A 24,031-nucleotide genomic window follows, 5' to 3' on the forward strand; every position below is an offset into this window, starting at 1 on the left:
CGCGAGGAGGACCACCGTCATGACGACCGACGAGCGGACGCTCGACTACCTCAAGCGACTGACCGCCGAACTGCGCGAGACGCGGCGCCGGCTGCGAGAGGCAGAGGAGAGCGGCTCGGAACCGCTGGCCGTGATCGGTATGGCCTGCCGGTTCCCGGGCGGGGTCACCTCGCCGGAAGGACTGTGGGACCTCGTCGACGGCGGCGGGGACGGGATGACGGGGTTCCCGGCGAACCGGGGCTGGGACACCGACGGGCTCTACCACCCGGACCCGGAACACCGGGGCACCAGCTACAGCGACCAAGGCGGATTCCTGCATGACGCCGGGGAATTCGACGCGGGCTTCTTCGGGATCTCGCCGCGGGAAGCGCTCGCGATGGACCCGCAGCAGCGGTTGCTGCTGGAGGTCACGTGGGAGACCTTCGAACGGGCCGGGCTGGACACCGCGGCGCTGAAGGGCAGCGCCACCGGGGTATTCGCCGGTGCCATGCGCACCGAGTACGTCTCCGGGTTCGACGGCGGATCCGAAGAGGTCGAAGGGTTTCTCGGCACCGGCTCGTCCAACAGCGTGCTGTCGGGGCGGCTCTCCTACACCCTCGGGCTGGAAGGCCCGGCGGTCACGATCGACACGGCGTGCTCGTCTTCGCTGGTGGCGGTCCACCTCGCGGCGCACGCGCTGCGGTCGGGGGAGTGCTCGCTCGCGCTGGCGGGCGGCGTCACGGTGATGGCCACGCCGGAGACGTTCGTCGAGTTCTCACGCCAGCGCGGGATGGCGCCGGACGGGCGCTGCAAGGCGTTCGCCGCCGGCGCGGACGGCACCGGCTGGGGTGAGGGCGCGGGCATGCTCCTGCTGGAGCGGCTGTCCGACGCGCGCCGCAACGGGCGCCGGATCCTGGCCGTGCTCAGGGGAACGGCGGTCAACCAGGACGGCGCGTCCAACGGCCTGACCGCGCCCAACGGCCCGGCCCAGCAACGCGTGATCCGTGCCGCGCTGAAGAACGCGAAACTGACCGCCGCCGACGTCGACGCCGTGGAGGCGCACGGCACCGGCACGACCCTCGGCGATCCGATCGAGGCGCAGGCGCTGCTGGCCACCTACGGCCGCGAGCGGGAGAACCCGCTGTGGCTCGGTTCGGTCAAGTCGAACATCGGGCACACCCAGGCCGCCGCCGGGGTCGCCGGGATCATCAAGATGGTCGAGGCCATGCGGCACGGCGTGCTGCCCCGCACCCTGCATGTCGACGAGCCCTCGCCGCACGTCGACTGGACGGCCGGAGCCGTCGAGCTGCTCACCGAACCCCGGCCGTGGGAGACCGGCGACCGCCCGCGCCGCGCGGGGGTGTCGTCCTTCGGCATGAGCGGCACCAACGCGCACGTCATCCTGGAGCAGGCCCCCGCGGACGAGGGCGAACCGGAACGGACTCCGCCCGCCGTCCAGACGTGGTCTCTTTCGGCTCGTGGCCCGGCCGCGCTGAAGGCCGCCGCCGCGCAACTTCTGTCCATAGTGGACACTGTCGACCCGCTCGATCTCGGCTGGTCGCTGGCCACCACCCGGACCGCGCTGGAGTCGCGCGCCGCGATCGTCGGCAGCACCCGGGAAGACCTCACCGCCGGGCTGACCGCGCTCGCCGGGGGAGAGCCCGCTCCAGGGGTCGTCACCGGCGAACCGCTGCTCGGGCGCACCGCGTTCCTGTTCTCCGGTATGGGTTCCCAGCGCTGCGGCATGGGCCGCGAGCTGTACGACACCTTCCCCGCCTACCGCGCCGCCTTCGACGAGACGTGCGCCGCGCTCGACCCGCACCTCGACCGTCCGCTGGCCGGCGTCGTCTTCGGCGACGACCAGAAGCTGCTCGACCGGATGACCTTCGCGCAGCCCGCGATGTTCGCCGTGCAGGTCGCGCTCTTCCGGCTGCTGGAGTCGTGGGGCGTCCACCCGGACTACGTCGTCGGCCACTCCGCCGGTGAACTGGCCGCCGCCCATGTCGCCGGGGTCTGGGATCTGGCCGGTGCCGCGCGGATGATCACCGCGCGCGGGCGTCTGATGGAGGCCCAGCCGCCGGGCGGCGCGATGATCGGCATCCAGGCCACCGAGGAGGAGGTCGCCGCCGAACTGACCGACGGCCTGGAGATCGGCGCGCTCAACGCCCCCGACTCGGTCGTCGTCTCCGGCGAGGAAGCCGCCGCCGAGGCCCTCGCGGCGAAATTCGCCGAACGTGGCCGGAAGATCAAGCGGCTCAACATCTCCCACGCGTCTCATTCCGCGCGGATGGACGGCATGCTCGCCGAATTCGGTGCCATCGCCGAGGAGATCCCGCACGGGACGCCGTCGATCCCCGTGGTCTCCAACGTGACCGGCCGCCTCGCCGGTCCCGACGAGGTCACCGTGCCCGGCTACTGGCCTCGGCACGTCCGGCAGCCGGTGCGGTTCGCCGACGGTATCGGATTCCTACGCGGCGAAGGGGTTTCCCGGTTCGTCGAGATCGGCCCGGACGCGGTGCTGGCCGGGATGGCCGCGCGGACGTTGCCGCCCGAAGGCACCGTCGTCGTCCCGGTGCTGCGCAAGGACCGCCCCGAAGCCCGGACGGCGATGACCGCGCTCGCCGAACTGCACGTCCGCGGCGCCCGCATCGACTGGACCGCGTTCTACGAGGGCACCGGGGCCCGCGCGGTCGATCTGCCGACGTACCCGTTCCAGCGCGAGAACTACTGGCTGCGCGGCGGTCGCGGCGCGGGTGACCCGGGCGGGCTCGGCCTGGCCGACGCCGCCCACCCGCTGCTGGGCGCGGCCGTCCCGCTCGCCGACGGCGCCGGGGTCGTGCTGACCGGCCGGATCTCGCCGTCCACCCATCCCTGGCTTTCCGATCACGCGGTCGCGGGCACCGTCATCGTGCCCGGTACGGCCCTGGTCGAGCTCGCGCTGCGGGCCGGTGACGAAGCCGGCTGCGCGCACCTGGAAGAGCTCACCCTGCGCGAGCCGATGGTGCTGGCGGGTCCGCTGGACGTCCAGGTGGTCCTGGCCGGGCCGGACGAGAGCGGCCGTCGTGCCGTCGCCGTGTACTCCCGCTCGGGTGAGGGTTCCTGGACGCTGCACGGTTCGGGAACCCTGGCGCCACAGGCTCCGCCCGCCGCTTTCGACCTCGCCGAGTGGCCGCCCCGCGACGCCGTCTCGATCGACGTCGCCGACGTCTACCCGGTGTTCGCCGCCGCCGGACTGGAATACGGCCCGGTCTTCCGAGGACTCAAGGCCGCCTGGCGGCTGGGCGAGGAGATCTTCGCCGAGACCGCGCTGCCGGAAGACACCGCGAAGGCCGACGTCGAGCGCTTCGGCCTCCATCCCGCGCTCCTGGACGCCGGTCTGCACGCCATCGGCCTGCTGGCCGGGGAAGCGAGCGGCGCCAAGCTGCCGTTCCATTGGCAGGACGTCACGCTGCACGCCACCGGCGCGTCCGCGCTGCGGCTGAAGCTCACGCCGGGACCGTCCGGCGCCGTCACCCTGCGCGCCGCCGACGGCACGGGCGCACCGGTCGTCACCATCGGCTCCCTGACCCTGCGCGAACTCGCCCCCGTCACCGCCACGGCCCCCGGTCTCGACTCGCTGTTCCGCCTCGACTGGACGCCGGTGCCCACCCCGGCCGAGCCGTCACCGGTCGAGTGGGCCTATCACGGGCGGGTCGGCGGTGGAGCCGTGCCGCCGGTGGTCGTGCTCCCGGTGTTCACCGACCCGGCGGGCGCCCGCATCGCCACCCGTGAGGTCCTCGCCGTCCTGCAGCAGTTCTCCACCGAAGACCGGTTCGCCGCCGCGAAACTCGTCCTCGTCACCTGCGCCGCCATCGGCCCGGGCCGCGTCGACCCGGCCGCCGCCGCGGTCTGGGGCCTCGGCCGCTCGGCGCAGAGCGAACTCCCCGGCCGGGTCGTCCTCGTCGACACCGAGACCGGCGACCTGACCGAAACGGAACTCGCCGCCGCGCTGGCGACCGGCGAATCCCAGCTGACCTTGCGCGACGGCGGGTTCGCCGCGCTCCGGCTCGGGCCCGTGCCCGGTGCCGACGAGCTCAGCCCGCCCGCCGAACCCGCGTGGCGCCTCGGCATGGCCGCCCGCGGAACGCTGGAGGAACTGCGGCTCGAACCCTGCCCTCAAGCCCTGGAACCGTTGGCGCCCGGGCACATCCGGGTCGCCGTCGCCGCCGCGGGCCTTAACTTCCGCGACGCGCTCAACGTCCTCGGCATGTTCGAGGGCGAACCCGGACCGCTGGGCAACGAGATCGCCGGTGTGGTCCTGGAAACCGGGTCCGAAGTGGACGATCTCGTCCCCGGCGACCGCGTGATGGGCGTCGCGATCGGCGGCATCGGCTCCATCACCACCGCGCAGCGCTCGATGTGCGCCCGCATCCCCGAGAACTGGACCGACGAGGAAGCCGCGTCCGTGCCGCTGGTGTTCCTCACCGCCTACTTCGGCCTCAAGGAACTCGCCGGGTTGCAGGCGGGGGAGTCCGTCCTGATCCACGCGGGCGCCGGCGGCGTCGGCATGGCGGCGATCCAGATCGCCCGGCATCTCGGCGCCGAGGTCTACAGCACCGCCAGCCCCGCCAAACAGCACGTGCTGCGCGAAGCCGGGCTGGACGACGGCCACGTCGCCAACTCCCGCACCCTCGACTTCGAACAGCACTTCCTCACCACCAGCGAAGGACGCGGCGTCGACGTCGTCCTCGACGCGCTCACCGGTGACTTCGTCGACGCCTCCCTGCGGCTGCTGCCGCGCGGCGGCCGGTTCCTGGAGATGGGCAAGGCCGGACTGCGCGACCCCGGCGAGGTCGCCGCGCGGCACCCCGGTGTGCTCTACCGGCCCTATGACCTCATCGAAGCCGGTCCCGGGCAGTTCTCCCGTATGTGGGCCGAAGTGCTCGAGCTGTTCGCGAGCGGTGTGCTGAAGCCGTTGCCGCGTCACGTCTGGGACGTCCGCCGGGCGCCGGAGGCGTTCCGGCTGCTCAGCCAGGCCAAGCACATCGGCAAGGTCGTGCTCACCATCCCGCGCGGGCCGGAGCCCGGCGGCACCGTCCTGATCACCGGCGGCACCGGTGGCCTCGGCGCGATGCTCGCCAAGCACCTCATCGCCGGGTACGGCGTCCGGCATCTGCTCCTGACCAGCCGCCGCGGCCCGGACGCTCCCGGCGCGACCGAGCTGTCCGAAGAGCTGACCGCCCTGGGCGCGACCGTCACCATCGCCGCGTGCGACAGCGCGGACCGCGAAGCCGTCGCCGCGCTTCTCGCCTCGGTCCCGGCCGCGCACCCGCTGACGGCCGTGATCCACGCGGCCGGTGTCCTCGACGACGCCCCGATCGACGCGCTGACCCCCGAACGGCTCGACCGTGTCCTCGCCCCGAAGGCCGACGCCGCCTGGCATCTGCACGAGCTGACCGCGGAGCTGCCGCTGCGCTGGTTCGTCCAGTTCTCCTCCGCCGCCGGCGTGCTCGGCAACCCGGGCCAGGGCAATTACGCCGCCGCCAACGCCTTCCTCGACGGCCTCGCCACCCGGCGTCGCGCCGAAGGACTGGCCGCGCAGTCCGTCGCGTGGGGTCTGTGGTCCGGCGGGATGAAGGGGGAACTCGGTGACGCGGGCGAGGAACGTATGCGCCGCAGTGGTTTCCCGCCGATCGATCCCGAAGAGGGCCTGGCGATGTTCGACCGCGCGGTCGGCCTCGACCACGCCGTCCTGCTCGGCCTCAAGTTCGACCGCGCGACCGTGCGCGGCAGCGACGCCCCGATCTCCCCGCTGATCCGCGCGCTCGTCGGCGGCTCCGGCCGGGCCAAGGCGAAGACCGCCACCGCCGAACAGGCGGGCGAACTGCGGCGCGAACTCGCTGGGCTGCCCGCGCCGGACCGGGACGAACTCCTGCTGGACCTGGTGCGCCGCGAGGTCGCGCTGGTCCTCGGGCACGCCGACGCGGCCGGGATCGCCGCGACCCGCGCGTTCAACGAAATCGGCTTCGACTCGCTCACCGCGGTCGAACTGCGCAACCGTCTCGGCGCCGCCACCGGTCTCCGGCTGCCCGCGACGCTCGTCTTCGACCACCCGACGCCCGACGCGCTGAAGGTCTTCCTGCGCGGCGAACTCGTCGGGGACGAGACGCCGGCTCCGGTCGCGGTCACCCCCGCCGCGACCGGGGCCGGTATCCACGACGATCCGGTCGTCATCGTCGGCATGGGCTGCCGGTATCCGGGCGAGGTCACCTCACCGGCGGAGCTGTGGCAGCTGGTCGCCGAGGGCCGCGACGGCGTCGGGGACTTCCCGGCCGACCGCGACTGGCCCCTGGACTCGCTGTTCCATCCGGACCCCGATCACCGCGGCACCACCTACGCGTCCGAAGGCGCCTTCCTCTACAACGCGGGCGACTTCGATGCCGAGTTCTTCGGGATCTCGCCGCGCGAGGCGCTGGCCATCGACCCGCAGCAGCGCCAGGTGCTCGAGACCGCGTGGGAGGCGCTGGAGCGGGCGGGGATCGATCCGGCGTCCCTGCGCGGCACCAGCACCGGGGTCTTCGCGGGCGCCCTGTCCAACGACTACATCTCGCGGCTGAGCGCGATTCCCGAGCAGGTGGAGGGTTTCCTCGGCACCGCGTCCTTCAGCAGCGTCGTCTCCGGCCGCGTCGCCTACTCGCTGGGACTGGAAGGCCCGGCCGTCTCCGTCGACACCGCTTGCTCGTCTTCGCTGGTCGCCGTGCACCTGGCCGCGCAGTCGCTGCGGTCGGGGGAGTGCACGCTGGCGCTGGCGGGCGGCGTCAACGTGATGGCCTCGCCCGACATGTTCGTCGAGTTCTCGCGGCAGCGCGGGCTGGCCCCCGACGGCCGCTGCAAACCGTTCGCCGGGGCCGCCGACGGCACCAACTGGGCCGAAGGCGTCGGGATCCTGGTGCTGGAACGACTTTCCGACGCCCGCCGCAACGGGCACCGCGTCCTCGCGGTCGTCAAGGGCTCCGCGGTCAACCAGGACGGCGCGTCCAACGGGCTCACCGCCCCGAACGGACCTTCGCAGCAGCGTGTGATCCGCTCGGCGCTGGCGAACGCCGGGGTCGAAGCGTCCACTGTGGACGTCGTCGAGGCGCACGGCACCGGCACGCCGCTCGGCGACCCGATCGAGGCACAGGCCCTGCTCGCGACCTACGGCCAGGGCCGTGAGCGGCCGCTGCTGCTCGGTTCGGTCAAGTCGAACATCGGCCACACGCAGGCCGCCGCCGGGGTCGCTGGGATCATCAAGATGGTCGAAGCTATGAACCACGGGATCGTCCCGGCGAGCCTGCACGTGGACGAGCCGACGCCCCACGTCGACTGGACGGCGGGTGACATCTCTCTGCTCACCGAGCGGACGCCGTGGCCCGAGACCGGCGGCCCGCGCCGCGCCGGGGTGTCGTCGTTCGGTATCAGCGGCACCAACGCCCACGTCGTCCTCGAACAGGCCCCGGCCGAACCCGAGCCAGAACCTTCGGGAACGCTGCCCGTGGTACCGCTGGTGGTCTCCGGACGCACGCCGGAGGCGCTGGCCGCGCAGACTTCCCGATTGTCCACAGTGGACTTTACTGTCGACGCCGGTTACTCGCTCGCCACCACTCGCACCCACCACCAGTACCGCGCGGTCGTCGTCGGCGAGCCCGGCGCGGGCCTGCGGACGCTGGCTTCGGGCGAACCCGCGTCCGGCCGCCTCGCCTTCCTGTTCACCGGACAGGGTTCTCAACGCGAAGGCATGGGTCAGGGGCTCTACGAAGCCTTCCCCGCCTTCGCCAAGGCCTACGACGAGATCGCCGCGCTGCTCCCGCTCGACGGTGACCTGAGCCGGACCGGGACCGCCCAGCCCGCGATCTTCGCCCTGGAGGTCGCGCTCCACCGGCTCTTCGAGTCGTGGGGCGTGCGCCCGGCCTTCCTCGCCGGGCATTCGATCGGCGAGCTCGCCGCCGCGCACGTGGCGGGCGTGTTCTCGCTGGAAGACGCGGCGAAGCTGATCGAAGCGCGAGGCAGGCTGATGGAGGCGCTGCCCGAAGGCGGCGCGATGGTCGCCGTGCAGGCCACCGAGGCCGAGGTCGCCGAATTCGGCGTGGCCGTCGCGGCGGTCAACGGCCCGGACGCCGTCGTGCTCTCGGGCGCGGAGGAACCGGTGCGCGCGGCCGCGTCGGCGCTGGAAGCCCGTGGCCGAAAGGTGAAGCGGCTCGACGTCTCCCACGCGTTCCACTCGCCGCTCATGGACCCGATGCTCGACGACTTCGCGGAAGTCGCGCGGAGCCTGACCTACGCCGACCCGTCGATCCCGGTCGTCTCGGCCGTCACCGGCGCCGTCGCCACCGAGCTGACCGACCCCGCGTACTGGGTGCGGCACGTGCGGGAACCGGTCCGGTTCGCCGACACGCTGGCCGCGCTCTCGGCCGAAAACGTGACCACGTACCTCGAAATCGGCCCGGCGGCGGTGCTTTCGGCGCTGGCCGCGGGATCCGGCGAGGCGATCCCCGCCCTGCGCGACGACAAGGACGAGACGGCGACGGCGGTCACCGCGCTGGCCCGGCTGCACGTCCGCGGGATCGACGTCGACTGGGCCGCGTTCTTCGCCCCCGCGAAACCGCGTGTCGTCGACCTGCCGACCTACGCCTTCCAGCACGAGCGGTACTGGCTGCGCGAACCCGCCGTGGCGCGGGTCGCCGGCGGCCTGCGCCATCCGGTACTGGCCAACGCCGTGACGTCGGCGGACGACGGTTCGGTCCTGTGCACCGGCGTCCTCCCTGCCGACCCTTCGGACACCCTGCTGGTGGAGCTGGCGATCCGCGCCGGCGACGAGGCAGGCGCGGGCACCCTGGCCGAATTCGCGGTCGAGGCACCGCTGACCGGGGACCGCGAGGTCCAGGTCGCCGTCGGTGCCGAGAGCGACGGCCGCCGCCCGGTCTCGATCCACACCCGCGCGGGACAGGGCTGGCAGCGGCACGGAACCGGATTCCTGGTCACCACCCCGGCCCAGGCGCCGCCGGTCCCGGACGGGCCGCTGACCGAGCTGACCCTGCCGGACGACTCCGCGCAGCTGTACGGCCTGCATCCGAGCCTGCTCGACCCGGTCCTGGCCGGACACGGCTGGCCGGTCGCCTGGCGGAACGTGACCCTGCACGCCACCGGCGCCACCACCGTCCGGGCGCATCTGAACCCGGCGGGGGAGCTGGCGATCTTCGATCTCGCGGGCGCTCCGGTGCTGTCGGCCGAGGTGACCTTCGGGGAGCGCCCGGCCGTGGTGACCGCACCGAGCGAGTCGCTGCACCGGATCGTCTGGTCGCCGGTCCGGGCGGGTGACGGCGAAGTGTCCTGGGCTCGTCTCGAAGACGTCGGCGCCGAGCTGCCCGACGCGGTGGTACTGGAACTCGCCGAACCGGCCGGTGACGTGGCCGACGCGGCACGATCGGCCACGGCGACCGTGCTCGCCGCGCTCCAGAACCCGGCGTACACCGGCACCCGGCTGGTCGTCCTGACCGCCGGCGCCGTGGCACTGTCCGAAGAGGACGGTGCGGATCCGGCAGCCGCCGCGGTCTGGGGGCTGGTGCGCGCGGCGCAGTCGGAGCACCCGGGCCGATTCGTCCTCGTCGACGGCGACGGTGACACCACGCTCCTCGGTAAGGCGCTGGCCACCGGCGAAGACCAACTGTTGGTGCGAGAAGGCAGGTTTTACGCGCCGAAGCTCACACTGGTGCGGGCTCGCACCACGGAGACCCCGGCGTTGGCCGGGGGAGCGGTGCTCGTCACCGGCGGCACCGGCGGGCTCGGCGCCCACCTCGCGCGGTACCTGGTGCGGGCGCACGGCGTCACGGAACTGGTGCTCACCAGCCGCCGCGGTCCGGATGCCCCGGGCGCGGCCGAGCTGGCCGGCGAACTGGAGGCACTCGGCGCGAACGTCCGCGTCGAAGCGTGCGACGTCGCCGACCGCGCCGCCGTCGAACGCCTCCTGGCCGGGATCCCGCGGCTGACCGGCATCGTGCACGCGGCGGGTGTCCTCGACGACGGTCTCGTCGGCGCGCTCACCCCGGATCGGCTCGCCATCGTGTTCGGTCCCAAGGCCGCCGCCGCTTGGCACCTCCACGAGCTGACCAAGGGGCACGAACTCGCGGCGTTCGTCCTGTTCTCCTCGGCCGCCGGGGTCTTCGGCAACGCGGGCCAGGGCAACTACGCCGCCGCCAACGCCTTCCTCGACGGTCTCGCCGTGCACCGCCGGGCGCTCGGGCTGCCCGCCCGCTCGCTGGCCTGGGGCCGCTGGGCGGACGGCATGGGCGGCGCGCTCGGCACTCAGGCCGGGCAACGCCTGAGCCGCAACGGTTTCCCCGCGCTGAGTATCGACGAAGGGCTGGCCCTGTTCGACGCGGCACTGGCCGCGGACTTGGCCGCGTCGGTCCCGGTGAAGCTCGACAAGGCCGGTCTCGCCGACGCCGCCGCGGCCGGGCAACTCCCGCCGGTCCTGCGCGACCTGGTTCCCGCGGTCCGCCGCACCGCCGCGGCCGCCGACGCCGGAGCGCTGCGCGTCAAACTCGCCGGCCTGGCCGAGGCGGAGCAGGAACGCGCGTTGCTCGACCTGGTGCGGGGGCAGGCCGCGGCCGTCCTCGGGCACGCCGGGGCCGCCGCGATCGCCCCCGGCCGTGGCTTCCTCGACCTCGGATTCGACTCGCTCACCGCCGTCGAGTTCCGGACCGCGCTGGCCGCCGCGACCGGCCTCACCCTGCCTGCGACGGTCGTCTTCGACTACCCGGCGCCCGACGCGCTGGCGAAGTACCTCCAGACCGAACTCGCCCCCGAGACCGGCGCGGCCGACGCGGTGACCGAGCAGATCACCCGGCTCGAAGCCCTGCTCGACGGGGCCGACCCCGGCGACCCGGAGATCGACGGACGGCTGAAGCGGCTGCTGTCGGCCTGGGCGGCGAAGAAACCCGCGCACGCCGATCTCGACGCCGCTTCGCCGGACGACCTCCTCGCGCTGATCGACGACGAATTCGGCCCGCGCTGACCCTCATCCATTCAGGAGCCGTGACATGCCTTCGGAAGAGCAGTACGTCGACTACCTCAAGCGGATGGCGGCCGACCTGCGGGAGAGCCGCCGCGAGCTGGCGGACGCGCGGGAGAAGGAGACCGAGCCCATCGCCATCGTCGCGATGAGCTGCCGGTTCCCCGGCGGTGTCCGCACCCCGGAACAACTGTGGGAGCTGGTCGACGGCGGTGGCGACGCGATCTCGCCGTTCCCGGCCGACCGCGGCTGGGACACCGACGCGATCCACGACCTCGACCCGTCCGTGCCCGGCACCAGCTACGTCCGCGAGGGCGGGTTCCTGCACGACGCCGCGGAGTTCGACAACGAGCTGTTCGGCATCTCGCCGCGCGAGGCCGAGGCGACCGACCCGCAGCAGCGCTTGCTGCTGGAGACGGCGTGGGAGGCCGTCGAGCGGGCCGGGATCGATCCGCTGTCGCTCAAGGGCAGCGCCACCGGGGTGTTCGCCGGGGTCGGGTTCACCGACTACGCGTCGCGGCTGACCGCGCTACCGGAAGAACACGAGGGCTACCTCGGCATCGGCACCTCCGGCAGCGTCGTGTCGGGCCGCGTCTCCTACGCGCTCGGCCTCGAAGGGCCGTCGGTGTCGATCGACACGGCGTGCTCGTCTTCGCTGGTCGCGGTCCACCTCGCGGCCCGCGCGCTGCGGTCGGGGGAGTGCACGCTGGCGCTGGCCGGTGGGGTCACGGTGATGGCGACGCCGGGCGCGTTCGTCGAGTTCTCGCGGCAGCGGGGGCTCGCGCCGGACGGCCGCTGCAAGCCGTTCGCGGCCGCCGCTGACGGCACCAACTGGGCCGAGGGCGCCGGGATGCTGGTGCTGGAGCGGCTTTCCGACGCGCGCCGCAACGGCCATCCGGTCCTCGCGCTCGTCCGCGGCAGCGCGGTCAACTCCGACGGCGCCTCCAGCGGCCTGACCGCGCCGAACGGCCCGTCGCAGCAACGCGTGATCCGCGCCGCGCTGGCGAACGCCGGGATCGAAGCGTCCACTGTGGACGTCGTCGAGGCGCACGGCACCGGGACCGCGCTGGGTGACCCGATCGAGGCACAGGCGCTGCTGGCCACCTATGGTCGCGACCGCGAAACCCCGCTGTGGCTGGGCTCGGTGAAGTCCAACATCGGCCACACCCAGGCCGCCGCCGGTCTCGCCGGGATCGTCAAGCTGGTCGAGGCGATGCGCAACGCCACGCTGCCCGCGACCCTGCACGTCGACGCGCCCTCACCGCACGTGGACTGGTCCGCCGGCTCGGTGGAACTGCTCGCCGAGGCCCGCCCGTGGACCGCGACGGACCGGCCGCGCCGCGCCGGGGTGTCGTCGTTTGGGATCAGCGGAACCAACGCGCACGTCATCCTGGAGCAGCACGCCGAAGAACCCCTCGGGGAGCGCGAGATGGTGGCGCCGCCGGTGGTCCCGTACGTGCTGTCCGGCGCCTCACCCGCCGCCGTCCGCGCGCAGGCCGCGGCCCTCCTGTCCACTGTGGACGAATTCGGTGCCGAACCGGTCGACGTCGCGCTCTCGCTGGCCACCACCCGCGCCGCCATGGAGCACCGCGCGGTCGTCACCGGGGCCGACCGCACCGAACTGGCCGCCGGTCTCCGCGCCCTCGCGGGCGGCGAAGCGGGCACGGTCACCGGCAGCGACACCGCCGGACGGCTGGCCGTGTTGTTCACCGGACAAGGCGCACAGCGGCTCGCCATGGGCCGCCGCCTCCACGAATGCTTCCCGGTGTTCGCCGAGGCCTTCGACGAAGCCTGCGCACACCTGCCCGGCGTCCGGGACGTCGTTTTCGGTACCGACGCCGCGCGTCTGGACCGCACCGAGTCCGCCCAGCCCGCACTGTTCGCGTTCGAGGTCGCGCTCTTCCGGCTCGTCGCCTCTTGGGGGGTCACCCCCGACTTCGTCGCCGGGCACTCGGTCGGCGAGATCGCGGCCGCCCACGTCGCCGGGGTGCTCTCGCTGGAGGACGCCGCCCGTCTGGTCGCCGCTCGCGGCCGTCTCATGCAGGCACTGCCCGAGGGCGGCGCGATGATCGCGCTGGAGGCGGCCGAAGACGAGGTCCGCCCGTACCTCTCGGCCGAGGTCGCCCTCGCGGCGGTCAACGGCCCCCGTGCCATCGTCCTGTCCGGCACCGAGGCGGCGACGATCGCTGTCGCGGAACGCTTCCCAGGCCGCCGCACGACCCGGCTTTCGGTGTCCCACGCCTTCCACTCGGCGCTGATGGAGCCGATGCTCGCCGGCTTCACGGACGTCGCGCGGACCCTGACCTTCCACCAGCCCACGATTCCCGTCGTCTCGACCCTGACCGGGGAGATCGCCGACCGGCTCACGGATCCGGCGTACTGGGCCGAGCACGTCCGCGGCACCGTCCGGTTCGCCGACGCGGTGGAAACCCTGCACGGCCAAGGGGTCACGACCTTCCTCGAACTCGGCCCGGACGCCGCGCTCACGCCGATGGGACGTTCGGTCCTGCCGGAAGGAACCGTTTTCGCCGCGGCTCAGCGCAAGGACCGCGACCAGACCGCCACGCTCGTCACCGCGCTGGGGCAGCTCCACGCCCACGGCGCCCGCGTCGACTGGGCCGCCTACCTCGGCGGCAGCGGCGCGCGGATCGTCACCCTGCCGACCTATCCCTTCCAGCGCAAGCGTTTCTGGCTGGAAGACCCTGGCGTGGGCGCGGTCTCCACCGAAGACAGCCGGTTCTGGTCGGTCGTCGAAGCGGGTGACGTCGGCGAGTTCGCCGCCGAGCTGAAGCTGTCCGACGTCGAAGCGCCGCTCGGCACGGTCCTGCCCGCGCTCTCGCGCTACCGCCGTGCCCGATCGCTGTCGGCCGAAGCGGCTTCGCTGGCCTACCACGTTCGCTGGCAGCCCTTCATCCCCGCGACGACCACGGCCACCGGACGCTGGCTGCTCGTCACCTCGGCCCAGGAACACCCGTGGGTCGAGACCGCCGCCGAAGTCCTGTCCGGTGCCGAGGTGCGGCGGCTCGTCGTCGAGCAGCCCGATCGGGTGGAACTGCCCGACGAGAACTTCGACGGCATCCTGTCCCTGCTGGCCCTCGACGAGACCGAGACCGACGGGCTCTCGTTCGGCGCCGAAGCCACGATGACCCTGGTGCGGGAGCTGAGCGCCCGCGAGCCGCAAGGTCCACTGTGGACGCTCACCCGCGGCGCGGTCTCGACCGGTGCCCACGACGCGCCGGATTCGCCCGCCCAGGCCCAGCTGTGGGGTTTCGGCCGGGCGGCCGCGCTGGAGAACCCGCAGGCGTGGGGTGGCCTCGTCGACGTCCCGACCGAGCCGGGGGAGCGGGGCGTCGCCTTGCTGCGCGGCGTCCTCACCGGTCCTCGCGGTGAAGACCAGGTCGCCGTCCGGGCCACCGGCGCGTTCGGCAGGCGGCTCGCCCACGCCGATCTCGCTGAGCCCAAACGGTCCTGGCGGCCGAGCGGCACCGTGCTCGTCACCGGCGGGACCGGCGGACTCGGCGGGATCGTCACCCGGTGGCTGGTCGAGCACGGCGCCGAACACGTCGTTCTCGTTTCCCGTCAAGGAGAAGACGCTCCCGGCGCGGCCGGACTGGCCGGGGAGCGTGTCACCATCGCCGCGTGCGACGTCGCCGACCGCGACGCCCTCGCCGCCGTCATCGACCCGATCCGCGACGACCTCCGAGCGGTCTTCCACCTCGCCGGCGTGCTCGAACTCGGCCTCATCGAGTCGATGGACCGCGCCCGCTATGCCGACGTCCTCCGCCCGAAGGTCGCCGGGACCCGCAATCTCGAAGAGCTGACCGAGGGTCTCGACCTCGACGCCTTCGTCCTGTTCTCCTCGATCGCCGCCTCCATCGGCAACGCGGTCCAAAGTGCGTACGGCGCCGCGAACGCCCATCTCGAAGCGGTCGCGCAACGCCGCCGGGCGAACGGGCTGCCCGCGACGTCGATCGCGTGGGGTCGCTGGGGCGAGGTCGGCATGGGCGTCGGCGCGGACCTCGACGAACTGCTCAGCGGTCTCGGCGTTCCGGCCATGGCCCCGGAGACCGGCCTGGTCGCGCTCGGCCAGGCCCTCGACCGGGACGAGACCGCGCTGACCGTCGCCGAACTGACCTGGGAGAAGTTCGCGCCGCCGTTCGCCGCGCTGCGGCCGAGCCCGCTGCTGGCCGGCCTGCCCGAGGTCGTCGCCATCGCCGAGGCCGAAGCCGCCCGCGCCGAGGAAGGCGCCGAAGCCGCCGACGCGTGGCGAGACCGGCTCGCCGGCCTGCCCGAGGCCGAACGCGAACGCGTGCTCACCGAACTGGTCCTGACCCACACCGCCGCCGTCCTCGGGCACACCGACGGTGTCCCGGCGGGACAGCAGTTCACGAAACTGGGCATCGATTCGCTCACCGCCATCGAATTGCGCGGCCGCATCAACACCGAGACCGGGCTGGCGCTGCCGCCGACGATGGTCTTCGACCACGCGACCCCGGCCGCGCTCGCCGCGCATCTGCTGGCCGCGCTCACCCCCGTGGCCCAGGAGACGCGGACCGTCGTCACCGGACCGGCCGCCGCCGGACAGGACGTCGCCGTCGTCGGTCTGTCCTGCCGCTTCGCCGGCGGCAGCGACACCCCGGAGAAGTTCTGGGAGAACCTGGTCCAGGGCAAGGATCTGATCCGCGAGGTACCGCCGGACCGCTGGACCGCGGCCGACTACTACGACCCCGACCGCACCGCGCCGGGCAAGGCGTACACGCAGCAGGGCGCGTTCGTCGACGACATCGCGGGCTGGGACGCGGCGTTCTTCGGCCTGTCACCGCAGGAAGCGCGGCGGCTCGACCCGACCTTCCGCCTGCTCATGGAGCTGGTGTGGGAAGGCATCGAGGACGCCGGGCTCACCGCCGACGAACTGCGCGGCAGCCGCACGGGCGTGTTCGCCGGGCTGATCGACACCATGCAGTACAGCATGCGGCAGCTCGAAGCCGACGGCATGGACGCGGCCGACGACCCCTACTTCGGCCTCGGCAGCTCGCTTTCCGCCGCCGCCGGCCGGATCGCGCATCTGCTCGATTTGCGTGGGCCCTGCCTGACCGTCGACACCGCGTGCTCGTCGGCGCTGAGCGCGGCGCACCTCGCCGTGCAGAGCCTCCGCCGCGGCGAATGCGACATCGCGATCGTCGGCGCGGCCTCGGCGATGATCAACCCGGACGTGTTCATCCAGTCCTGCAAGATGAGCATGCTGGCCGCCGACGGCCGCACCAAGACCTTCGACGAGAGCGCCGACGGCTACGTCATCGGCGAGGGCGGCGGCGTCGTGGTGCTCCGCCGGGCGGGCGAGGTCGGCCGGGGCGGGCGGACGCGCGCGGTCATCCGCGGCACCGCGACCAACCAGGACGGCCGCAGCAACGGGCTCACCGCACCCAACCGCGCGGCGCAGAACGCGGTCATCCGCGCGGCGCTCGCCGACGCCGGGGTCATGCCCGACGAGGTGGGCTACGTCGAGGCGCACGGCTCCGGCACGCAACTGGGCGACGCGATCGAGTTCACCGCGCTCGGCGAGATCTTCGGCGAACGGAACGCGCCCGAGCCGCTCTACGTCGGCGCCGTCAAGACGAACGTCGGCCACACACTCGCCGCGTCGGGGATGGCCGGGCTGATCAAGACCGTGCTGTCGCTGGAACACGGCACCCTGCCGGGCAACCTGCACCTGACCACGCCGAACTCGGTCGTCACCGTCGACGGCCCGGTCCGCCCGGTCCCCGAAGCGCGTCCCTTCCCGGCCAACGCCGACGGGGTGCTGCGCGCGGGGGTCAGCTCGTTCGGCTGGTCCGGCTCCAACGTCCACTTCGTCCTCGACCAGGCGGCGCCCGCTTCGATGCCCGCCCCGGGCCCGGAATGGCAACTGCTCACGGTGTCCGGGCAGAGCGAAGCCGGGCTGCGCGCGAACGCCGAGGCCCTGGCCGACCACCTGACCGGTGACCTCGAACTCGCCGACGTCGCCTTCACCACCCAAGCCGGACGCAGCGCGCTCTCGGTGCGCAAGGCGGTGCTGGTGCGCGACCACGCCGACGCGGTCACAGCCCTGCGCGCGGTCACCGGCGGCTCGGCCGTCACCGACAAGCGGCGCTTCGGTCTCCTGCTACCTGGCACGCGCCGCGCGTGGCAGGGCGCGACCGATGAGCTCTACCGCACGGAGCTCGCTTTCCGTGCCGCGATCGACGAATGCGCGGCCCTGCTGGACGGCCGGGCCGATCTCCTCGGTGCGCTCTACGGCACGGCCGAGGCCGACGAACGAGCCGTGGTCTTCGCCGTCGAGTACGCGTTCTGCCGGCTGCTGACCGCATGGGGACTCGAACCGGCCGTGGTACTCGGACGCGGGACGGGCGAATGCGCGGCCGCCGTCGCGGGTGGATTGTTCGGCCTCGCCGAAGGCCTCGAACTCGCGCTCGGCGGACCGGTGCCGCGGGCGGAGACGCCCACGGTGCCGGTGATCTCGCCCCGGACCGGCGCGGTGCTCACCGCCGCCGAGGCCGCGGACCCGGCGCACTGGCGGATCTCCGACGACCGCTTCGAAGACGGCCTGCTGGCCTTGGCGAAGTACGCCGGAGTCCTCGTCGAGGCGGGTCTCGGTGACGACGGTGCCGAGGCGGCCGGACGCTACCTGCCGCAGACGCCTGTGGTCTCGCTGCTGCCGGAGCCGGTGGCCGGTGCCGGACGGCGTGCCTGGCTGACCGCGCTCGGCGCGCTGTGGGAGCACGGCGTCGAGATCGGCTGGGCGGACGGCGCCGGACCGGACCGCCGGTTCGTCTCGCTGCCTGCCTACCGCTTCCAGCGCACGCGCTACTGGCCCGAGGTCGCTTCGCGCGGTTCGGGTTGGTCGCTGAACCAGATGTCCGAACCGGAGACGCCGGTCCGTGCGGGGCTGGCCGCGCACACCCCGACGTGGCACCGGGACACCACTCGCCGTGTCCCCGCGACGCCGGGCGACCTCGTCCTGTTCGCCGAGCCGGGCGCCTTCGCCGACGACTTCGCGGCCGCCGCGGAAGCCGCCGGGCACCGCGTCACGGTCGCCTCCGGGATGGATCGCCAGGTGCTCGCCGGGGACGGCCCGCTGCGGATCGTGCACGCTTTCGGGCTGACCGCCAGTGGCCTCGAATCCGGCTTCTACAGCCTCTTGGAGCTGGGCAAGGCCATCGGTGCCGAATGCACCGGCCGCCGTGTCGATCTGCTCGCGTTGGGACGTAACGGTTTCGACGTCCTCGGCGGCGACGCCACCGACGCCTTCGCCCCGACCATCGCCGCCACTGCCGACGCGATCGCCGCCGAGTACCCGCTGGTCCACGCGCAGTACGTGGACTTCGACCGCGCCGGGGACAAGGTCGCCCAGACACTCCACGAGCTCGACCTCCTGGCGGCGTCCACAGTGGACACAGTCGACGGCGTCGCGGTCGCCGCCTGGCGCGGTGGACGCCGCTGGCTGCGCGGTTTCGACGTCGTAGAGCTTCCCGAGGTCGACTACTCGCAGGCCTGGAAGCCCGGCGGGACCTACCTGATCACCGGCGGGCTCGGCGTCCTCGGCCTCGCGCTGGCCCGGCGGCTCGCGCCACTGGGCGTGAACCTCGCGCTGGCCGGCCGGTCCGAGCTGCCGCCGGAGGAGACCTGGGACGACTGGATCCGAGACCACGGAGTCGACGACCGTACGAGCGAAGTGCTGCTGGCGATCCGGGATCTGCGCGCCCTCGGCGCCGACGTCCTGACCCTGCGCGCCGACGTCAGCGCTCCCGGCGAGGCCGCGGCGCTGCTGGCGGAGGTCCGCGGTTACTTCGGCTATCTCGACGGTGTGGTCCACGCGGCCGGGATCGCCGGTGGTGGCCTGCTGCAGAACAAGACGCGTGAACAGGCGGCCGCGGTGCTGGCACCGAAGGTCGACGGCACCCTCGCGCTGACCGAGGCGTTGCGCGTCGAACCGGTCGACCTGCTGGTCCTGTACTCCTCGACGGTGACGCTCACCGTCGGCGTCGGCGAGATCGACTACTCCGCCGCCAACGCCTTCCTCGACGGGGTCGCCTCGGCCTCGGCGGGCGGGCGCGGTCCGGCGAAGCAGGTCGTGTCGGTCGCGTGGGGGCCCTGGCAGCTCGATGCCTGGACGGCGTCCGGGCTCTCGGGTTCCGCCGAAGCACAGGAGGGCTCCCGCAAGTTCCGCGAGGAATTCGGGATCGGCGCCGAAGAAGGCACCGAACTGCTCTCGCGGATCATCGTCTCCGGCGAGCCGCTGGTGACCGTGCTGCCGCTGCCGCTCGCCGACGTGCTGGCGGCGCTCGCCCGGATGGGTTCGGTCGACGCGCTGGTCGGCGCCGACGCCGCGATCCCCACCGGCGAGCGGTACCCGCGGCCCGATCTGCGCACCGCGTACGTCGCTCCGCGCACCCCGGCCGAAGAACGCGTCGCCGCCGCCTGGTGCGACTGCCTCGGCCTGGAGCAGGTCGGCGTGCACGACCCGTTCTTCGACCTCGGCGGTACCTCGCTGATCGGCCTGGTGCTGATCGGCCGTGTCGCCAAGGAGTTCGGCGTCGAACTGGCCCCGGCGAGCCTGTTCGAGAAACCGACCATCGCCGAGTTCGTCACGCTCCTCGGCGAACCCGGCGCACCCCAAGTGGCCGCCGAGCCCGCCGAAGACGTCTCCGCCCGCGGCGAGCGCCGCCGCGCCCGCACCGCGAAGCTCCGCAAGCGCCCGAGCCGGACCGGAAGGTGAACCACCCCATGACCACGCGAGAACGGGACACCGGCGACGACATCGCGATCGTCGGCATGGCCGGGAACTTCCCCGGCGCGCCCGACATCGGCAAGTTCTGGGCCGATCTGTGCGCCGGCCGCGACGGCATCACCCGGATGACCCGCGCCGAACTGCTGGCCGCGGGAGTGCCCGCCGAAGTCGCCGACGATCCCGCCTTCGTCCCCGCCGCCGGATTGCTGCCCGGTATCGACCGCTTCGACGCCGAGTTCTTCGGCTACAGCCGCGCCGACGCCGAACTCCTCGACCCGCAGCACCGGCTGTTCCTCGAATGCGCGTGGCACGCGCTGGAGGACGCTGGCGTCGACCCGGACCGGATCGAAGGGCTCGCCGGGGTGTTCGCCGGCGGCGCCCCGAGCACGTACTTGCTGTCGAACCTGCTGTCGAACGACGTCACCGCGCTGACCGTCGGACCGGACCAGCTGATCCTGCAGAACGAGAAGGATCTGCTCGCGTCCCGGCTGTCGTACGCGCTCGACCTGACCGGCCCGTCGGTCAGTGTGCAGAGCTGCAGTTCGACCGCGCTCGCCGCCGTCGCGCAGGGCTGCTCCAGCCTGCTCACCGGAGAGTCCGACCTGGTCGTTTCCGGTTCGGTTTCCGTTGTCGTGCCTCAGGAACCGGGTTACCTCTACCGCGAGGGCAGCCGGTTCGCGCCCGACGGGATCAACCGGATTCTCGACGCGGGCGCCAACGGCAAGGTTCCCGGCAACGGTCTCGGCGTCGTCGTGCTGCGGCGGCTGGAGGACGCGCTGGCCGACGGCGACCGCGTCTACGCGGTGATCCGGGGCTGGGCCATCCACCACGAGGGCAACCGCGCGCGGCAGGGGTTCAACCTGCCGGGCGTGCCCGGCCAGGCCGCCGTCGTCGCCGAGGCGATGGCCGCCGCCGATGTCGAGCCGGACGAGATCGACCACATCGAAGTGTCCACTTTGGGCACCCCGTTCGGTGACGTCGCCGAGATCTCCGCGCTGCAGAAGATCTTCGACGTCGACGGTGTCGAGCGGGTCACGCTCGGTTCGATCGACGCGAACCTCGGGCACATCAACCAGGCGGGCGGTGTCGCCCGGCTGATCAAGGCCGCGCTGGCGCTGCACCACGAGAAGCTGCCGCCCGCCGTCAACTTCGAGAAGCCCAATCCGCAGCTCGCCCACAGCGGCGACAAGCTCGTCGTGCAGACGGAGCTGGGTGACTGGCCACGCGGCGAACGGCCCCGGCTGGCGGGTGTCAGCGCCTACGGCTTCGGCGGTACCGACGCCCACGTCGTCCTGGAGGAAGCGCCGGAGGACTGCCCGGAGCGTCCGTCCGCCCGTCCGCATCAGCTGCTCGTGTGGTCCGCGCGGACCTCCGAGGCGGCGGACGCGATGACCGGCAGGCTGGCCGCTGTCAGTCCTGAGTGGACGGACCTGGCGGACGTCGCGTACACGTTGCACAACGGGCGTAAGGCGTTCGAACACCGGCGGATGACGGTCGTTTCCTCCGAGAACGACATCGCCGACGCGTTCGCGACCGTGACGGCCGAAGCGGACTCGAAACCGCGGAAAGCCGGCTTCCTGCTCGCCGGGGTCGGCGAACAGTACCGAGGCATGGCAGGCGGGCTCTACGACAGCGAGCCGGAGTTCAAGGCCGCCGTCGACGAATGCGCCGCATTGTTCCGTGAGCATCTCGGCACCGACCCGACGGCGAACCTGCACGGCTCTCGCGGTTCCGGCGGCGGTGATCTGGCCCGCCTGCTGGGCCGTGCGACCGACACCGAGGACGCGGCTCCGTCGGTCACCCAGCCCGCCGTGTTCACCCTCGGCTACGCGCTCGGGCGTCTGCTGCGCGCGTGGGGAGTCCAGCCGTCCGTGCTCGCCGGGTACAGCGTCGGCGAGTTCGCCGCCGCCACCCTCGCGGGCGCCCTGACGCTGGAAGAGGCCACGGCGCTGGTCGCCACCCGGGCGAAGCTGATCGAGAAGCTGCCGGAAGGCGCGATGGCCGCGGTCCCGCTGGGAGCCGCCGAACTCACCGCGCTGGTGGGCGACGTGACCGCGTTCGGCGTCGACGTCGCCGCGGTGAACGGGCCGCGGATGATCGTCGTGTCCGGCGCGGGCGACGGCGTCGAAAAGCTGGCCGCCGAACTCGCCGGACACGGCATCCCAGCCAGGCCGCTGCGCACCACGCATGCCTTCCACTCGCGGGCCCTGCGCCCGGTCGCGGCCGAACTGACCGCGTGGGCGCGGAAGAACCTCACGCCGCGCGAGCCGGAAGTGCCCTACCTGTCGAACGTCACCGGCGCGCCGATCACGCTCAAGCAGCTGAAGGATCCCGGCTACTGGGCCGAGCACATGTGCCGCCCCGTACGGTTCGCCGCGATGATCGAGCATCTTGCCAGTGTTTCCCCGGATACCGTGTTGCTGGAACTGGGAGCCGGGCAGTCGCTCGGCTCGATGTTCCGCGGTCACCCCGATTTCCCGCAGACCTCGTGGCCGCTGCTGGTTCCGACCCTGCCCGGCGAGGCCGACCCCCGCCAGGACACGGCCGTGCTCACCGAAGCGCTCGGCCGCGCCTGGCTTTCCGGGGCGGACATCGACTGGCGGGCCTATCACGACGGCCGCGACCCGCGGAAGACCACGTTGCCGGGTTATCCGTTCCAGCGCGACCGCTACTGGATCGAGCCGACCCGGGCCGCCGCCGACGTCGCGCTCGGCGCCCGGTCCGTCGACACCCCGGTCTACCTGATCGAAGGCGAACTGGACGTCACCGCCCGCCACCTGGCCACCCGGCTGGGTGCCGAACTGGGCGCGACCGTCGTGTTCGCCGAAGAGCACCCCGGCGGCGCCGACGCCGTGCGGGCCGCCCACGGCCGGCTCGACGGCGTGCTGGACCTGACCACGAGCAACGCAGCCAAGGAGGAACGATGACCCTCGTCGGAGTCGTCGGCGCCGGTGTGATGGGCACCGGGGTCGCGCAGAATCTCGCCACCAGCGGGCACGAGGCCGTGCTCATCGACGTCGACCCGGGCAAACTGGCCGACGCCCGCGACCGGATCGAACTCGAATGCCGGATGAGCCGCATGCTCGGCGGCCCCGAGATCGACGCGGCCGAGGTGCTGGGCCGCATCACCTTCGGCACCGAGCTCGCGCTGCTCGCCGAGGCCGAGGTGGTGATCGAGAACATCACCGAGAACTGGGACCTCAAGTCCCGCCTGTACCCGAAACTCGACGAGGCCTGCAAGGCCGACACCGTGTTCGTCGTCAACACCTCCGCCATCCCGATCACCAAGGTCGCCGCGCTCACCCGGCGCCAGGACAAGGTGATGGGCGTGCACTTCATGAATCCGGTGCCGATGAAGCCGTCGTGCGAGTTCATCCCCGGCTACCACACCAGCGAGTCCACAAAGGACACCGTGCGCGAGCTGCTGCTCTCGATGGGGAAGAAGCCGATCCCGGTCAACGACGCCTCCGGGTTCGTCTCGAACCGCGTGCTGATGCTCACCGTCAACGAGGCGGCTTTCCTCGTGCACGAAGGGGTCGCGGACGCGGAGACGGTCGACGAGGTGTTCCGCGGCTGCTTCGGGCACCCGATGGGCCCGCTGGAGACCGCCGACCTGATCGGCGTCGACACGATCCTCTACAGCGTCGAGGTGCTCTACGACGAGTTCAACGACAGCAAGTACCGGCCCTGCCCGCTGCTCAAGCAGATGACCGCGGCCGGGCTGCACGGACGCAAGAGCGGCAAGGGTTTCTACAACTACAGCGGCTGAAGGCGGGGACGTGTCGCGAAAGCCACTTTCGGGACATCAGACGTCGCGAAAGTGGCTTTCGCGACATGGTCGCCCGATCGAACGGGGATAGCCGGACGACGGAGTTGTGAAAGCCACTTCGGCAACGTCGAAGGTTGCGAAAGTGGCTTTCGCAACCCCTTCTTCGGCGCGACCACCACTCGGCCCTCAGGAAGACCATTTCCTTCAAGGAGAAAGGCATCCACCATGTCGCAGGACGTCCGCGGTGAGATCCGCGGCTTCATCGGCGCGAAGTTCCCCAGCCTGTCGTTCACCGACGAGCAGGACATCTTCGCGCTGGGCTTCGTGAACTCCCTGTTCGCGATGGAGCTGGTCATGTTCATCGAGAAGGCGTTCGCCACGCGGATCCCCAACGACGAACTGAAGCTGGACAACTTCCGCACCGTCACGCGGATGACCGAGCTGGTCGAGCGGCGCACCGCCGCGGCCGCGCACTGAACGGAGAACG

At 72.5% G+C, this 24,031-nt stretch carries 5 protein-coding genes; all 5 read left to right on the plus strand.

What is annotated here, in order from left to right; translation table 11 throughout:
• Positions 1 to 19: 19 nt before the first annotated feature.
• A complete protein-coding gene (locus ACZ1DY_RS17070) occupies positions 20 to 11,011 on the plus strand; it encodes an SDR family NAD(P)-dependent oxidoreductase (protein ID WP_465484922.1) in 10,992 nt (3,663 codons plus the stop codon).
• Between the two features lie 25 nt (positions 11,012 to 11,036).
• Entirely contained in the window at positions 11,037 to 19,763 is an 8,727-nt protein-coding gene (locus ACZ1DY_RS17075; RefSeq protein ID WP_465484923.1) for a type I polyketide synthase, read from the plus strand.
• An 8-nt stretch (positions 19,764 to 19,771) separates the two neighbouring features.
• Positions 19,772 to 22,702 (plus strand): type I polyketide synthase, encoded by a 2,931-nt coding sequence (locus ACZ1DY_RS17080; protein WP_465484924.1) that lies wholly within the window; start codon positions 19,772 to 19,774, stop codon positions 22,700 to 22,702.
• Complete coding sequence (locus ACZ1DY_RS17085) at positions 22,699 to 23,544, plus strand: 3-hydroxyacyl-CoA dehydrogenase family protein (protein WP_457955764.1); 846 nt, start codon at positions 22,699 to 22,701, stop codon at positions 23,542 to 23,544. Before ACZ1DY_RS17080 ends, ACZ1DY_RS17085 begins: the two co-directional genes overlap by 4 nt.
• Positions 23,545 to 23,769: 225 nt before the next feature.
• Positions 23,770 to 24,021 carry an acyl carrier protein gene (locus ACZ1DY_RS17090; RefSeq protein ID WP_465484925.1) on the plus strand — a complete coding sequence of 84 codons (252 nt, stop codon included), beginning with the start codon at positions 23,770 to 23,772 and terminating at the stop codon, positions 24,019 to 24,021.
• Positions 24,022 to 24,031 lie beyond the last annotated feature (10 nt).

This window comes from Amycolatopsis sp. PSD-21 (assembly GCF_055561455.1).

Bases quoted from the DNA above. Each gene is read 5' to 3' on its own strand.
- ACZ1DY_RS17070 (WP_465484922.1), top strand. From the start codon at position 20: ATGACGACCGACGAGCGGACGCTCGACTACCTCAAGCGACTGACCGCC.
- ACZ1DY_RS17075 (WP_465484923.1), top strand. From the start codon at position 11,037: ATGCCTTCGGAAGAGCAGTACGTCGACTACCTCAAGCGGATGGCGGCC.
- ACZ1DY_RS17080 (WP_465484924.1), top strand. From the start codon at position 19,772: ATGACCACGCGAGAACGGGACACCGGCGACGACATCGCGATCGTCGGC.
- ACZ1DY_RS17085 (WP_457955764.1), top strand. From the start codon at position 22,699: ATGACCCTCGTCGGAGTCGTCGGCGCCGGTGTGATGGGCACCGGGGTC.
- ACZ1DY_RS17090 (WP_465484925.1), top strand. From the start codon at position 23,770: ATGTCGCAGGACGTCCGCGGTGAGATCCGCGGCTTCATCGGCGCGAAG.